The organism is Brucella sp. MAB-22 (assembly GCF_025908475.1).
GTDB classification, from domain to species: Bacteria; Pseudomonadota; Alphaproteobacteria; order Rhizobiales; family Rhizobiaceae; genus Brucella; species Brucella anthropi.
The window spans coordinates 203,154-218,129 of sequence record NZ_CP109781.1 but is presented as its reverse complement, the minus strand read 5'-3'; the positions used below and the strand labels follow the sequence as shown (position 1 = coordinate 218,129).

Here is a 14,976-nt window from a genome sequence, read left to right as displayed (position 1 = left end):
GCGTCTCTTCGTGCTTCGGGACGACGCTGCGCGTCTCCCCGGCATGAGGGATGCCGAGGAGACTTGTCCAGGATCGACAATGTCGAAGAAAACGTCGCGCTTGATCGGAAAAGCGGGTCCCGCTTTTCCGGGGGCTTCAAGCGGCGACAGGATCGGCGGCTTCCTCCAACCAATCGCGATAGACTTCACGCAGGCCGTCCTCCAGACGAATTTGCGGCTTCCAGCCCAGCGCCCGCATCCGCGACGTGTCGAGGAGTTTGCGCGGTGTACCGTCCGGTTTGCTGAGGTCGTGTTCAAAGCGACCTTCGTAACCGACGACGCAGGCAACGGTCAGCGCCAGATCCTTGATTGAAATCTCTTCACCCGTCCCGATGTTCATCGGCTCAATGCCGTCGTAGAAACGCAGCATGTGCAGGCAGGCATCGGCAAGATCGTCCACATGCAGGAACTCCCGCAAGGGCTTGCCGGTGCCCCAGAGCGTCACATGGTCGGTCCCTCGCACCTTGGCCTCGTGAATCCGGCGTATCAATGCCGGCAGGACATGCGAGGTGTTGGGATCAAAATTGTCGTTTGGACCGTAAAGATTGGTCGGCATCGCCGTCATGAAGTGATTGCCATATTGCCGTGCGCAAGCCCGCGCATATTCAAGCCCTGCGATCTTGGCGACGGCATAGGCTTCGTTGGTCGCTTCCAGCGGGCCTGTCATCAGGGCATCCTCGGTGAGAGGCTGCGCTGCGTCGCGGGGATAGATGCAGCTTGATCCGAGCCACAACAGGCGTTCGACACCGTTCTGATGGGCAGTGCGGATGAGGTTCATGCCGATGGCAAGATTGTCATAGAGAAAATCTGCCGGATATTGCGAATTGGCAAGGATGCCCCCAACGCGGGCGGCAGCGATGATGATGACATCCGGCTTGCGACCGCTGATGAAATTCTCCGTCGGTCCCTGCCGGGTCAGATCGAGTGCGCTGTGCGCTGCAGTGATGATGTCGCAATCCGTGCCTTGCAGGCGGCGCAGAATGGCCGAACCGACCATGCCTGTATGCCCGGCAACGAACACCTTCTTGCCTTCGAGTGAATAAAACGGAGCGGGGGTGATGTCAGCCGTAGAAGTCATTGCGTCCAACCTCCCGCATGATGTTGCGCAAATCCCAGTCGACCATTTCGGTGACAAGATTGTCGAAGCCCGTTGTATGCTGCCAGCCGAGGCGATTTTTCGCCTTGGATGCATCGCCGAGCAGGAAGTCGACCTCGTTCGGACGGAAATAGCGGGGATCGATCTCTATCAGGCAATTGCCGGATTTTCGGTCGCGGCCGATTTCTTCCACGCCGTTACCGTGCCACTCGATCTCCTTGTCGACGGCCTTGAAGGCGTGTTCGACAAACTCGCGCACCGTGTGCGTTTCGCCGGTCGCCAGCACGTAGTCGTCGGCGGTGTCTTCCTGCAGGATACGCCACATGCCCTCGACATAATCACGCGCATGACCCCAGTCGCGACGGGCATCGAGATTGCCGAGCCGAAGCCTGTCTTGCAGGCCGCGTTCAATGGCCGCGACAGCACGGGTGATCTTGCGGGTAACGAAGGTTTCGCCGCGAAGCGGGCTTTCGTGATTGAACAAAATGCCGTTGGAGGCATGGAAGCCATAGGCGTCGCGGTAGTTTACCGTCGTCCAGTAGGCATAGAGCTTTGCCGTCGCATAAGGACTGCGCGGGGCGAAAGGCGTCTGTTCGTTCTGTGCCTGGGGCGAGCTGTTACCGAAGAGTTCCGACGTGGAAGCCTGATAGAAACGGCATGTCTTGCCGAGACCCAGAATACGCATGGATTCGAGCAGACGCAGCGTGCCGAGCGCATCGGCATTGGCCGTATATTCAGGCGTTTCAAAGCTTACCTGAACATGGCTTTGCGCGCCGAGATTATAAATCTCGTCGGGCCGCACTTCCTGAATGACACGGCACAGATTGGTTGCATCGGTCAGGTCACCGAAATGCAGGCGGAAGCGAATGTCCTCCTCATGCGGGTCCTGATAGAGATGATCGATACGCGCGGTGTTGAACGAGGAAGACCGCCGTTTCAGACCATGTACGCGATAGCCTTTTTTGAGCAGAAGCTCGCTTAGATAAGCGCCGTCCTGTCCGGTCACACCGACGATGAGAGCTGTTTTCTCTTGCAAGGGCTTCCCTCCGACCAAAGCTTTCCAAAGCTGCAATGAAACCATGTTAGCGATTTCCTGCGTGGGCAGAACGGCTCCAAAACGGCAATTGCGGGCCGGAACATCCCTCTTCGGATGAGGCTTGAGGCGCGTCCGGTATGTCCGGTTTCACCCAAAGAGGTAGGCAGTTCGCCCGGTGTCGGTGCATGCCATGCCTTTGTGTTTCTTGCGGTATCTGCTGCGCAGTTGCGATGCTCGTTTCAACGGGATCGAACAACAGGACGTGAAATCATGCGTGTGGTGCTTGCCAATCGTTACTTCTACCCGGACCAGTCGGCGACGAGCCGGATGGTGACGAGCCTTGCCCATACGCTTGTGCGTGAAGGCATCGAGACGACAGTGCTGGCAAGCCGCAGCTATCACGACAAGCGGAAGGACGTGTTGCCCGCGCGTGAAACGATCGACGGCATAGATGTGCATCGCATATGGACCTCGGGCTTTGGTCGGGGCAAACTTGTCGGGCGCGCGGTCGATTATGCAACCTTTCATCTGTCCGCGGCCGCCTGGTTTGCATCCAATGCCCGCAAGGACGATGTCTGCGTCGTCTGTACCGATCCGCCGCTTCTTTCCGTTTCGGCAGCGCTGCCTGTTCGCCTGCGACGGGCAAAGCTGGTCAACTGGGTGATGGATCTTTTTCCCGAAACGGCAATGGAACTCGGCCTCATCAAATCCGATACCGTTTCCGGTAAGCTCGCCCTGATCCTGCGCAACTGGTCGATGCGCCAGTCTGCACTGACAATCTGTCCGATAGAGCGCATGGCGCATTATCTTTCGACACGGGATATTCCGGCGGAAAGCCTGAGCGTGGTTCACCACTGGGCCGACCGCAACGAAATCGTTCCGGTGGAGCCGTCGCAGAACCCCTTGCGCCGTGGCTGGGGGCTCGGTCGAAAATTCGTCATCGGTTACTCGGGCAACTTCGGGCGCGCACACGAGTTCAAGACGGTGCTCGATGCTGCGGAGCGGCTCCGGCATATGAAAAGCATCGTCTTTTTGATGATCGGCGAGGGGCAGCAGCGTGGTTTCGTCGAAAGTGAAGTCAAGCGACGCGGCTTGACCAATGTGATGATGAAACCATTCCAGCCCGTGGAAAAGCTCTCCGAGAGCCTTGGCGCGGCCAATGTACATCTGGTTTCGCTGAAGCCGGAGCTGGAACATTGTATCGTGCCCAGCAAGTTCTACGGCGTCCTCGCGGCGGCCCGTCCGACAATCTTCATCGGTGATACGGAAGGCGAGATCGGCACGATTGTCCGCGATTTTCAGTGCGGTATGGCGCTGAGACCGGGCGATGTCGATGCGTTGGTCAATGCGATCCTTCATTTGCGCCATTCGCCTGTGGGACGCATGTCGATGGGCAACAATGCCCGCTATCTGATGGAAACGGCCTATTCGCGTGAATATGGCGCAGCCGTCTGGCAGTCGGCCATCTCGCGGCTTGAGGAAAAGGTGGTGCCACAGGCCATGCCGGTTCTCGACCGGCAGTTCCAGCCGAGGGAATTATGATGGATGGGTCGGTCGTTGTCAGCCAGTTGGGCGCGCGCATGCATTATGCAGTACCGCGCATTTTCGCAAGCCGGGAAAAGCTAGCGCATTTCTATACGGATATATGCGCGCTTCAGGGGTGGCCACGATTGCTGAACAGCCTGCCGCCGTCAATGTTGCCCGCATCGGTGCGGCGACTGGTGGGGCGTACACCGCAAGGAATTCCGCAGGACCGAATGACCACATTTCCTGCCTTTGGCCTGCACTCTGCCGTGCGCAGGCTTTCCAATCAGGCGCGCCCGAAATCAACGGCCAATGCCATATGGGCAGGGGAAACCTTCGGCAAGCTGGTTGCCGGAAGCGGCTTTCACGGTGCGAGTGGCGTTTACGCCTTCAGCGGAGAAGCGCTGGAATTGCTGACGGTCGCCAAGCAACAGGGTTTGTGGACGGCTGTAGAGCAAATGATCGCCCCGCGAACCATCGTCGATCAGTTGTCGTATGAGGAAGAGGTACTTAATCCCGGCTGGCAGCTTCCGATCGCAAATGACGTCCATGCCGATATTTTTGCTGCGCGCGAGCAAGCGGAATGGCAGATCGCCGATGCCGTGGTCTGCCCTTCCGATTTTGTTGCGCGTCATGTGATCGAGGCAGGCTGCAATTCGGAAAAGGTCGTCGTGGTGCCTTACGGCGTGGATTCCCGTTTTCTGCTCGATCCCGGTCCGCGTCTTCCTGGGCCACTGCGGGTTCTCACCGTCGGTGCGGTAGGACTTCGCAAAGGCTCGCCCTATGTTGGCGCAGTGGCGCGGGAGCTTGGAGAAAAGGCGCAATTCCGCATGGTTGGGCCAATCACTGTAGAACCGGAAGCGCGTGCAAAACTTGCTGCAACGGTCGAGCTGACAGGACCGATACCGCGCAGCGAAATGCGCGCCCAGTTCGAATGGGCGGACGTGTTTCTGTTGCCGTCGCTCTGCGAAGGATCGGCTACTGCGGTTTATGAGGCACTTGCCGCAGGTTTGCCGGTCATCTGTACGGACAATACTGGCAGCGTCGTGCGACATGGTATCGACGGTTACATCGTTCCGATCCGGGATGTGAACGAGACGGCCGAGATTTTGCGGCAGTTTGCTGGAACCCCCGCAACACTTGCCCGGATGAGCGACAGCGCACGCGAGCGGGCCAGCGATTTCACCGTTTCACGCTATGGCGAGCGGCTGGTGGCGGCGCTGGCACAACATTCCAGGGTGTATGCATCATGAGGATCGTTCACGTCATCGGTTCCTACGATCCCGCGAAGGGTGGTCCACAGGCTGTTGTGGTGCGGCTGGCAGCAGCGCAAGCCTCGCTCGGTCATGAGGTGACGATCGTAAGCTATTGCGATGACGAAGTGAGCAGTCGTGCAGCCGAGGCGGCGTTGACGATCCCCGGCTTTGACAAGGTGAGTACGTTGCTGCTGCCGATGCCCGATCTGCGGGAAACCCTGTTCGGCGGAGCCGCTGCGAAAGCCATGGAAGCGCTGGTGCGCCCGGCTGATTTCGTGCATCTGCACGGTATATGGGAAACCAATCTGTTGCGGGCTTCAATTCTCTGCCGCCGTTTTGGTGTGCCTTACTGCGTTCGCTGCTGCGGTATGCTCGATATCTGGAGCATGCGGCAGAGTGCATGGAAAAAGAAAATCGCGTTGAAGCTCGGTTTTCGCGGTATGCTCGATGGAGCGGCTTTCATTCAGGCGCTGAATGCAGACGAAATCGAACTGATGCAGCCTCTCGGCCTGAAGCCGCCATTGATGATGATCCCGAACGGCATTTTCCTCAACGAGGTTGAGGGTAACAGGGATATCGTCGTGTCCGGATTGCCGGAGCGGCCTTATGTACTGTTTCTATCACGGCTTCATTACAAGAAAGGTCTCGACATCCTTGCCGATGCCTTTCGTCGGGTCGCTCCCCTGTTCCCTGATGTGGATCTGGTGGTCGCCGGTCCTGATGGCGGGGTGGAAGACGAATTCCGCGAGCGTATTCGTCAATATGGGTTGGAGGCTCGTGTTCATATGACTGGCGGGCTTTATGGCTCGGCCAAGATCGCCGCCCTGAAGCAATCGGCCTGCTTCTGTCTGCCGAGCCGTCAGGAAGGCTTCAGCGTCGCCATAACCGAGGCGCTAGCCTGCGGCGTACCGGTTGCGATTACGGATGCGTGCCATTTTCCAGAGGTTGCCGAAGCTGGTGCAGGTGTGGTTTGCGCGCTCGATCCGATGGCAGTGGCCTCAGCGCTTGAGCAGATTCTGGAAGACCCGGACCGGGCAAAGCGGATGGGCGCAGCTGGTGCAAGGCTCGTGCGTGCCAATTACACCTGGCCGCGCATCGCGCTCCAGACGATTGCGGCCTATCAGAGCTTTCAGCTGCAAAAGACCGACGCGCTTGCTGGTAGCAAGCGTCTCCGATCTGTTCCCGCCGCCTGAAATTCAGGGCTTTCGCCTCGGGCGCACCGGCTTGGCCGGATTGCCTGCATAAACCATCCACGGGTCCATATCACGGAAGCAGACCCCTCGCGCACCCAGAACAGCGCCTTCACCGATGGTTACGCCCGGCCCGACGAAAACTTCGGCTGCAACCCAGCCATAAGGTCCGATGTGAATAGGCGCCGCCGTGAGCGGAAAATCAGCCTGATCGATATTGTGTCCGGCCGTGCAGAGATGTGCGCGTTGCGAGACGATGGCGAAGGGCGCAAGCGTGACATGCGCGACGTTATAGCAAAGCGCGCCCGGCCCGAGCGATGAATGAGCGCCCATGGTCAGATTGGCTGGCCACCAGATGCGCGCGCTGCCGCGCACGATGGCGGTCTTGTGAACCTTCGCGCCGAAGGCACGCAACACCGCGCCGCGCCAGCGCCACAGGAACGACGGCGTCCATGCCGCCAGCACCAGCCAGCTTGCCTGCCAGACTAAACGCCGGACACGGTGTCCGAGTGTGAAAGTCGCGCCACCTTCCATGGGGCGTGACGAAGCCTTGCGACCGCTGATCGGGATTGGCGAATTTTGCTGCGATGCGACGGACATTGCGATCATCCTTTACGAAAACTGCGGCAGGGCAGCACTTCGCTGCGGCGGCATGGGCAGGTAAACGGAGCTTTTGCGGATGCGACAGAACGACAGGACAGGAATCAGGAAAAGCGCCATGTGCAGCCAGACTGTGATGACCCAGTCTGTCTGGTGGGAAATGGCGTGCATGGCGGGCACTATCGACAGCATATAGACGAGTTGTCCCAGCATCTCCCCCGCCATTGCCGTCTCCCAGAGCCGTCGCATGGCCCAGGCAAGCACAAAGAATTTCAGCGCTCCGAAATACCAGAACGACGAAAACGCATCGACAAGACCTGTCTCGGTCGTTCCGGTCACGGGATTGTAATCGCGGCTCGGCTCGGGCGTATCAAGACGCAGCGCGTCCTTGATATCGGCTCCGACAAGCTGTGCGGGTACGAAAGTGAACACGATGCGGTTCCAGTGGAACTTGCCGTAGTCGAATTCCAGCCTGCGGTCGATCTCGTCGATACGTTGCACGGCATTGCGCATTTCCAGCCCGCCGCGTTCCAGCGTCTTGTTGAAATTGGCGGCGTAGTCGATCTCCATGATGTCGTCGAGAACGAAGCCGGAAGCTGCGCGCGTGATCTGACGGTAATCGCCCATGCTGGTCATCAGGAATGTGCCTGCAAAAATACCGACGAACATGACGATGCGGGGCACGACCATGCGGCGATAGAACCACACTGCCAGTAATATCATCAGGAAAAGCTGGATCGCTGCGGCACGTTTTCCTGTGACCAGAATACGGTCCAGATAGAAAACCAGATCGAACAGGATGATCGCGATGGCGAACCATGACGGACGCCGTGCGAAACACAGGACGGCGATGGCCAGGCCATAGGGCATGAGCTGTGCAAAGAAGAGGTACACCACCGGCATACCAGTCATTTGTACGCCGATGGAGACGTCTCCTGGAAGACGGCTAAGGAGGAAATAGAAGACAGCGCCGAAAGCCGACAGTCCGGCTGCAGCCCAGAGCACTCTGCGTTCGCTGAAACTCATGCTGAGAAACTGAATCGGCTTTTTCGTCAAGCGCCATCCAAGCATCAGCATTGCGAACGACAGAATGCCCATGATCATCGTCTTGGCGTAAGCGCCGGAAGGCAGAAACTGATCATATACGAGGGCGGGAAGCTGCGGCAGCAGGAAGCCGAAGGTCATCACCCCTGCAAGAAACGGAAACTGATACATGCGTTCCGGTCTGGAGAAGAGACCGCCAGCCAGAAGGCAGAGGACGCAACCGACGAAAATCCAGGTGAGTGAGAGGTTCATTGTGTAACCCCCGCATCAGCGCATACATCCGAAAGATCGGGTGCCGGTTCGTCCGTGGAAAGGTCGTGTGGGAAGATGCGGCCTGAAATCAGATACCAGCCAAGTTTCACATATTCCTTGACGACGAGTTCCATGTCCGTGGGTGTTGTCGGAAAACCGGGCCGACCGTCATCGCCGCCGATGGGAGACGAGATGAAGCGCATCTGGGGGCAGGCGGCGCGAAAGCTCGCTATGGCGCGGCGCGAGTGATACCAGTTGGTCACGATCAGCGCACTTCTGGCCTGTATTTCTCGCATGAGGGGCGCGGAAAATCGGGCATTCTGCCAGGTGCTGCCCGATTGGCATTCCACAAAAATCGCCGATGGTGTCACGCCTTTGCGCACCATGATCCGTTTGTTGGAGAGACAATCCCCGTCGCCGGTAACAAGGATCACCGGTGAGCGGCCCTCCTTCCAGAGACGTGCGGCCTCCGCCGCGCGGGGCGGTCCGTCTCCGCCGGGTACGACGATCACATCAGCTCTGCCGCCGTCATCCTGCAAGGTCAGAACAGGTTCCGAGAAGAACATGGCGACCAGTCCGAACAAAACGGCACAGGGCAGAATAATGGGCAGCATCATACCATACGCCGTTCTGGTGCTTCGGTTTCCAAAGGGCGTCTGACTGATGAAGATTCAGCCAGAAGCGCCGATTGGCGCTGGCGTTGCTCTTCCATCTTGATCACGATCATGAACTCGTAAGCCGAAAGCAGGCGGCAATAGAGATAGCCGGGCTTGCCGTCGAGGAAGCCGCCGCGCAGCACATACATGTAGAAGAAGCGCAAGGTCGGCCGACACGGCAAATTGTAGGACAGGGATTTCATGGCGCGCCGACGCCGTTCCGGATTGCCCGACAGGAGGCCACCCCAATCGACGCGCCGCTCAAGAAGCCGCGCTGCCGACAAATCCGCTTCAACGGTGGAATAGAGATTGTGTTTGTCGTACCAGGCGGCGAGCCCCTTGTTGAAGCTGTAATGGATGAAATGCGCCTGTAACTGGCCGCTCGGACCTCCGGTTGCGCGTGCATGGATTGAACGCTCGAAGCGTACGCGATCCGGCCTGACCAGCCGGGTGATCCATGTCGGATAGAGGCTTGCATGGCGTATCCAGCGCCCCATGAACATGTTCTTGTAGCGAAGCCGGAAAAACACTTCCGGTCGGTCGGGATCAGCGGTGACCGACAGTATTTCATCTCGCAGGTCCGGCGGTGTGATTTCGTCCGCGTCGGGTGTATAGACCCAAAGATGTTTGAACTCGATTTCCGTCAGCCCGTACATGCGCTGGCGGTCCTCGGTGTCATAGACGCGCTGATAGACGCGCGCGCCCGCTGCTTTGGCGATTTCCACGGTACGATCAGTGCTGAATGAATCGAGCACCACGATATCGTCGCACCAGTCGAGTGAGGCGAGGCATGCAGGTAGATTGACTTCCTCGTTAAGCGTTCTGATGAGGACGGACACAGTCATGAAGTTGCCCCTGGATAAGTGATGTTCGGTTTGGTGGTCGGGTTGGCCTCGGCCATCGAAGCGGTAACGATCGGACGTGCGCCTCTGGTCATGCGCAGCACGAAGAGCGTGTGTGCTGCGGCAGGGACCGCCAGCGCCAGAAGCATCGGCCAGACGGGTATGTCGAACCGGATGGCGATGTAGGCGATGGCTCCCGCCAGAAGATTGAGCGCCATGACCGCTACGGCTGTTTGCCCGCAGGAAAGCCCCGCATCCATCAGCAGATGATGCAGATGCTGCCGGTCCGGCGAGAACGGGCTTCTGCGTACAGACATGCGGCGCACGATCAGGCTCAGCGTATCAATGACTGGCACGATCACGATCCAGATCAGGACGGGAAAGGCGACGGCGGCGGTTCCGCTTGCAAGGATGAGGATAAATCCGGCAAGGGCTGCACCGAGAAATGTGCTGCCGCCATCGCCAAGGAAAAGGCTTGCTCGTGCGCGCCAGCGATGCCGCATGTTGAAAACCAGAAAGCCGAGGCAGGCAGCAGCAAGGGCGAGCGCCTGGAGCCCGAGGCGATGTTCGCCGATCCCGAAGCCGATGACGGCCAGCCAGAAGAATGCGGCAGCACTCGCCGACCCTGCCAGTCCGTCCACGCCGTCACTCATATTGACCGCATTGACGAGGCCGACAATGAAAGCAAGCGCGATAATCAGGAAAAGCGGTCCGGTCAGGACCTGTATAAGCATTTCCGGAGTGGACGTGGCGGCAGTTTCGATGCCGTCGGAAGCAAGCCCGAGATAGGTCTGCGTCACCCCGGTGATAGCAATTATCAGGAAGGCTGCGAGCAACTGGATTGCAAGGCGCGGCGCGACAGGCAGGTTGAAACGGTCATCGAGAACACCGGCGACGAGGATGAGCACAAGCCCTGGCAGCAAGGCCATGGCATTGGCATGTCCTGAAACGCCAAACGCCAGAAACGTGGCTGCGGAAAACGAGAGAAAAATGGCAATGCCCCCGCAAAGCGGGACATTCCCGTCATGCCTCTTGCGGGCATCAGGAATGTCGATGAGATGCCATTCGCGTGCCAGCCCCCGAAAGCCGAGGCAGAAAGCGATGGAAAGAGCGAAGGCCAGAAGCGTGATCCAGGAAAGACTCGTCATGTCTCCTCCGAGGCGCGTGCAAAAGATCAAACTCCGGAAATTTTTACGCACTGACACTGCTATCCACGACTTGGCTTTAGAGCGTGCCGCATACTCCTTTCAGGTCAGGTGCTAACACCAAGGGCGACATTTCGTGCCTGTGGCAAAGGATTATTCTGAGCGAGGATTGGAAAATTGCGCCTGCGGACGCTTTTGCCCGCGCTGTCATGAATGGGGGATGAAACGATGATGCAGAAAACGCTGGCGGTGCCAGAGAATACCTGTTGGAGCGGATCATGAATGGCAGTCGCAGGGGTTTCCTCATGGCGGCGCTCGAACAATATGCAGGGCTGCTCTTCAACTTTGTGACGGTGGCTGCGGTGTCACGTGTTCTGGGGCCAGCCGAAACCGGAATGGGTGTGATAGGCTTGAGCCTTACGGCAGTCGTGTTTTCGCTGCGTGAATTCGCCAGTCCCGAATTTTTGATAAAGATCGATAAGGTACGCGATCAGGACATCCGGACTTCGCTTACCTTTCTGATGGGTGTAACGGTTCTGCTGTCGCTGATCCTGTATTTTGCACTCGGATACTTCGCCGAATCCTATAACGATCCGAAGTTGAAGCTTTTTCTCAGCATCACGATTGTGGCCGCGCTGGTCGAAAGCCTGTCCTTACCGATTGTCGCATTGCTGAAGCGCGACATGGCCTTCGGAACATTGGCGCGCATCCGCACCGCCGGGGCCGGTCTGGGCGCATTGGTAACCATTGCCATGGCCTTCAGCGGTTTCGGGCATATGTGTTTTGCCTTCGGACTACTGGCAAGCGCGTTGACAACAACGGGGCTGGCTGTCTCGATCCACCCTTTGAAAAATCTGTTCCGCCCGTCATTGGCCAGTTTCGACACGGCCTGGCGGTTCGGGATTTATCTTGGAGGCAATGCTGGTCTGAACAAGATCTGCATGACGCTTCCGCAGCTTCTGCTCGGGCGTTTCATGCCCATATCGGCAGTTGGCATTTACAACCGTGCCGACACTTTGAGCGGTCTGCCGGATCGCATCATCCTTTCAGCCGTCTTCACCGTGGCGTTCCCGATGCTTTCGGCGCAAGTTCGTGCCGGAGCGGATATCAGCCAGTCATACATCCGCGCCTTGTCCTATATTACCGTCGCCTACTGGCCGGCACAGGCATTGCTGGCGCTGCTCGCCTATCCGGCAGTGCACATCGTTCTCGGCCCCGACTGGACTGAATGCGTGCCCATAGTGGCGATCCTCAGCCTTGCCTGCCTCTTCTGGTTTCCTGCGATCTTGACCTATCCCTTGCTGATGGCATTGGGTGAAAATCGCGAAGCTTTCCTGTCCAACCTCATTTCGCGGCTGGTCGCACTCACCGTTATAGGCACAGCTGCATTTTATGGGCTGCTTGCCGTCGCGCTGGGTCAGTTCATCAGCTTGCCCATACAGATGGTCATAGCCATCGTTTTCGTGCGCAGGCACGTGGCCTTTTCCTATGCCGTACTTGGTCGGGAATTGCTGAAAAGCGGTCTTGTGACTCTGATTGCGCTGGCCATACCGCTTGCAATGGTTGCCGCTGATGGCTTCTCGCTGGAAATCCCCTGGACCAGAGGCGTCGTGATGGGCCTCATCGCGGTGGTGAGTTGGCTGGGCGCGCTATTCCTAGTGCGCCATCCCTTCGCTGCCGAGGTCGAGCCATCGCTGAGCTGGCTTTTCGGAAAGCTTCGGGCGCGGCTTGTGCCCCGATCGGCGTCGACCCCTGCAGAATAGGACGGCCTGTCATGGACAAATGCAAATTGGAACAGCCGACAATCGACGTTGTTATTCCCAACTTCAACTATGGTCGCTATCTTTCCGCCTGCGCCAACAGCGTCTTGCAACAATCAGGCGTCAATGTCCGTCTGCTGATCATCGACAATGCCTCGACAGATAATAGCGTCGAGGTTGCCAAGAGCCTTGCGGCCGGCGATAGCCGTGTCCAGCTGCTGCTCCGTCAGAAAAACCTGGGGCCGCATGCTTCGTTCAACGAGGGCATAGACTGGGCCGCATCGGAATATTTCCTGATCCTGTGTTCGGATGATCTGCTGGCGAGAGGGGCTCTGGAGAGGGCGACAAGAATGCTGTCGCAACGCGACGACGTTCATCTCGCGCATGGCGCGACGGGCCGGATAAAAGCCGACGATGGTGAAGCTCGCGTGACAGGTGCCACGTCCCCCGCTTCGGACGAGTGGCGGATATGGTCCGGGGAAGAATTCATTGAGTTTGCCTGCCGGCATGCGTTTAACCCGGTTACAGGCCCGACTGCGGTTGTGAGGACTGCGATCCAGAAACAGATGGGATATTACCGCACGTCGCTTTCCCATACTGACGATCTCGAAATGTGGCTTCGCATTGCCACACGCGGTTCCGTCGCCGCTACCGGCCAGATACAGGCTTTTGCGCGGTCGCATCCCCAGAACCGGTCGGCGACGGTGAATGGTATTCTGTCCTGGAACCGCGAGTTCGAGGCAGGATTCCGGTCCTTCTTCGATCATGAAGGTGCCAGCTTGCCGCATCAACACCGTCTGTTTGCAATGGTTCAGGATTGCCTTACCAAACGGGCTTATTGGTCAGCGATCTCCAATTTGGCGCGGAGGCCGAAAGTGGCGGGTTCGCTAATGGCATTCGCGCTGAAGCGGGAGCCCTTGCTCGCTGTCATGCCACCCTTCGACTATCTGTTGAAGCGTTCCGCGTGGCGAAGCGGACGTGGCGCCTAGAACGCATCCCGAGAAATCCGAAACGATTTTCGGATCAAGATGCGTGTAAAAACAAAAAGATAGGGCTCTTCCAAACACGTACTAGTTCGGTCGTAGTGACTGAATGGCTGGATCAGCCGTACTCCTGACATTGTCGAGAAATGTGGTGTGAAGAAGCTCTTCCTGTCGTGCCAGCCGGCTGCGATAGCGCTCCACACCGGCTTTCACCTGCGTGGTCAAAATCGTTTGATGCTCGAAAGCAAAGTCGACCTGGGAGAGGATTGTTTCAGGATCAAAACTGTCAATCCGGTGGCAGAATACCGCCAGTCCGGTATCGTGCAACAAAGCGTCGTTTTTGCTCGCATAAGCCATGGAGATTGTGGGGCGTCCCATGGCCAGCGCGCAGACGATATTATGGTAGCGGCTTGCGATAACGACGTCGGTTCTGGCGATCTGTTGCATGAGTTCGTGCAGGGAAGCGGATGGTTCAAATGCGACTTTGTTCGCTTCCGCCGGAGCGAGCTGCTCCAGTATATCGCGAGCCGCCTCTATGTCGCCCTTGTCTCCGATCAGCAGACGCACCTGACGCCCGCTGGCCAGAAGCCTGGTCACCAGTGTCGTTACTTTGGAGACATAGTCCCTGTAGATGGCATCGCCATCCTTCTCCATCTTTTTCCACCCGCGATAAGTCATCACGCCGATGCCCACACATTGTTCCGGCCTATCCCGATTTTGATCAGGAACCGTTGGCAATGCAAAGGCGATATCAGCACTGACGAAATCCTGAGCGGGTTTTACGCCCAGCTGTTTCATGAAGTCATGAGAGATTTGATCTCTATAGGAACGAAAAGACGCCAGCATTGCAGCCTGACGGATGAAGAACCGGCTCCATCGATGATCGACCGGTCCGGCGCCGATCGACACGAAGATCATGCGCGTGCCGGTCAGTCTGGCCGCCAGCGACCAACGCAGTACTGCAAAAGGCCAGCCAAAGGGGTTCTCGTTGAAGTCATCCAGTATGCCTGTACCCGGCACAATGATGAGATCGAGCTGAGAAGCAAGCAGAAGCGCGCAACTGAAACCGACTGTTCGTCGGGGAAAATGCAGCATCGCTTTGTTGACTGCCCGGAGCAGCCAGTTGGATGGATCGGGCTGGGAGACCGGATGAGCTGAAAGATCGAATGTCTGCGCAACGATATCGGGTTTGGAGCAGATGCAGACAAGCTGTGCGTCGGGACAGTTACGCTTCAAGAGTTGCAACATGGCTTCCAGCGAACCGTCATTGCCGGTATTGCCGGAACCAAACTGCCCGAAAAGTCCTATTCTCATGCGCGTGTCTCCCGCTGCGCCGACAAGCTTAGGCCAGACCGACCTGCAGGAAAACTGGCAGAAGGGTGAACACCATACTCTATTGTAGGATGGGGTGTACCCCTCATAGCCGAAATGCGTGGCAGAGCAATTTCGATACACTGGCCAGCGGTATATCCATTGCCCCCCGATATACCGGAGTAAGGCTTCGAGGGAGTTGTTCCCTCGAAGTCTTGTCTCCCCTGAGGTGTTTCTGTGGC

13 protein-coding genes are annotated in these 14,976 nt (G+C 57.9%); 5 read left to right on the top strand and 8 right to left on the bottom strand.

The window, feature by feature from the left end; genetic code table 11:
* Positions 1-136: 136 nt before the first annotated feature.
* Complete coding sequence (locus OHI65_RS00930; RefSeq protein ID WP_125302409.1) at positions 137-1,117, bottom strand: GDP-L-fucose synthase family protein; 981 nt, start codon at positions 1,115-1,117, stop codon at positions 137-139.
* The gene (gene gmd, locus OHI65_RS00925; protein WP_010658570.1) at positions 1,101-2,171 is read right to left on the bottom strand and encodes a GDP-mannose 4,6-dehydratase; all 1,071 of its coding nucleotides are present in this window, start codon (positions 2,169-2,171) and stop codon (positions 1,101-1,103) included. The genes OHI65_RS00930 and gmd overlap by 17 nt, the downstream gene beginning before the upstream one ends.
* Before the next feature lie 270 nt (positions 2,172-2,441).
* On the opposite strand from gmd, the gene OHI65_RS00920 reads away from it, so the two are divergent.
* The 3 genes from OHI65_RS00920 to OHI65_RS00910 are packed head-to-tail and all read left to right on the top strand — an operon-like array spanning position 2,442 to position 6,144.
* Positions 2,442-3,713, top strand: coding sequence for a glycosyltransferase family 4 protein (locus OHI65_RS00920; RefSeq protein ID WP_012092803.1), 1,272 nt, complete (start codon positions 2,442-2,444; stop codon positions 3,711-3,713).
* Complete coding sequence (locus tag OHI65_RS00915; RefSeq protein WP_125302412.1) at positions 3,713-4,948, top strand: glycosyltransferase family 4 protein; 1,236 nt, start codon at positions 3,713-3,715, stop codon at positions 4,946-4,948. The genes OHI65_RS00920 and OHI65_RS00915 overlap by 1 nt, the downstream gene beginning before the upstream one ends.
* Positions 4,945-6,144 (top strand): glycosyltransferase, encoded by a 1,200-nt coding sequence (locus OHI65_RS00910; protein ID WP_151689889.1) that lies wholly within the window; start codon positions 4,945-4,947, stop codon positions 6,142-6,144. The genes OHI65_RS00915 and OHI65_RS00910 overlap by 4 nt, the downstream gene beginning before the upstream one ends.
* 3 nt (positions 6,145-6,147) lie before the next feature.
* On the opposite strand, the gene OHI65_RS00905 is transcribed toward OHI65_RS00910, so the two are convergent.
* Genes OHI65_RS00905 through OHI65_RS00885 form a run of 5 tightly spaced genes read right to left on the bottom strand, consistent with a single transcriptional unit; the run spans position 6,148 to position 10,683 of the window.
* Positions 6,148-6,741 (bottom strand): putative colanic acid biosynthesis acetyltransferase, encoded by a 594-nt coding sequence (locus OHI65_RS00905; protein ID WP_125300713.1) that lies wholly within the window; start codon positions 6,739-6,741, stop codon positions 6,148-6,150.
* 12 nt (positions 6,742-6,753) lie between these two features.
* On the bottom strand, positions 6,754-8,037 hold the full coding sequence (locus OHI65_RS00900) for a hypothetical protein (RefSeq protein ID WP_125300712.1): 1,284 nt from the start codon (positions 8,035-8,037) through the stop codon (positions 6,754-6,756).
* A complete protein-coding gene (locus OHI65_RS00895) occupies positions 8,034-8,654 on the bottom strand; it encodes a YdcF family protein (RefSeq protein WP_010658576.1) in 621 nt (206 codons plus the stop codon). Before OHI65_RS00895 ends, OHI65_RS00900 begins: the two co-directional genes overlap by 4 nt.
* Positions 8,651-9,538 (bottom strand): glycosyltransferase family 2 protein, encoded by an 888-nt coding sequence (locus tag OHI65_RS00890; RefSeq protein WP_010658577.1) that lies wholly within the window; start codon positions 9,536-9,538, stop codon positions 8,651-8,653. The genes OHI65_RS00895 and OHI65_RS00890 overlap by 4 nt, the downstream gene beginning before the upstream one ends.
* On the bottom strand, positions 9,535-10,683 hold the full coding sequence (locus OHI65_RS00885) for an MraY family glycosyltransferase (protein WP_125300711.1): 1,149 nt from the start codon (positions 10,681-10,683) through the stop codon (positions 9,535-9,537). Before OHI65_RS00885 ends, OHI65_RS00890 begins: the two co-directional genes overlap by 4 nt.
* 275 nt (positions 10,684-10,958) lie before the next feature.
* Between OHI65_RS00885 and OHI65_RS00880 the strand changes: the two genes are divergently transcribed.
* Together OHI65_RS00880 and OHI65_RS00875 are read left to right on the top strand one after the other, a co-directional pair.
* On the top strand, positions 10,959-12,443 hold the full coding sequence (locus OHI65_RS00880) for an oligosaccharide flippase family protein (RefSeq protein WP_125300710.1): 1,485 nt from the start codon (positions 10,959-10,961) through the stop codon (positions 12,441-12,443).
* 11 nt (positions 12,444-12,454) lie between these two features.
* Positions 12,455-13,429, top strand: a complete 975-nt coding sequence (locus OHI65_RS00875; protein WP_125300709.1) for a glycosyltransferase family 2 protein — start codon at positions 12,455-12,457, stop codon at positions 13,427-13,429.
* Positions 13,430-13,510: 81 nt separating this feature from the next.
* Here OHI65_RS00875 and OHI65_RS00870 read toward each other — a convergent pair whose 3' ends face one another.
* Positions 13,511-14,737, bottom strand: coding sequence for a polysaccharide pyruvyl transferase family protein (locus OHI65_RS00870; RefSeq protein WP_125300708.1), 1,227 nt, complete (start codon positions 14,735-14,737; stop codon positions 13,511-13,513).
* Positions 14,738-14,976: the final 239 nt, after the last annotated feature.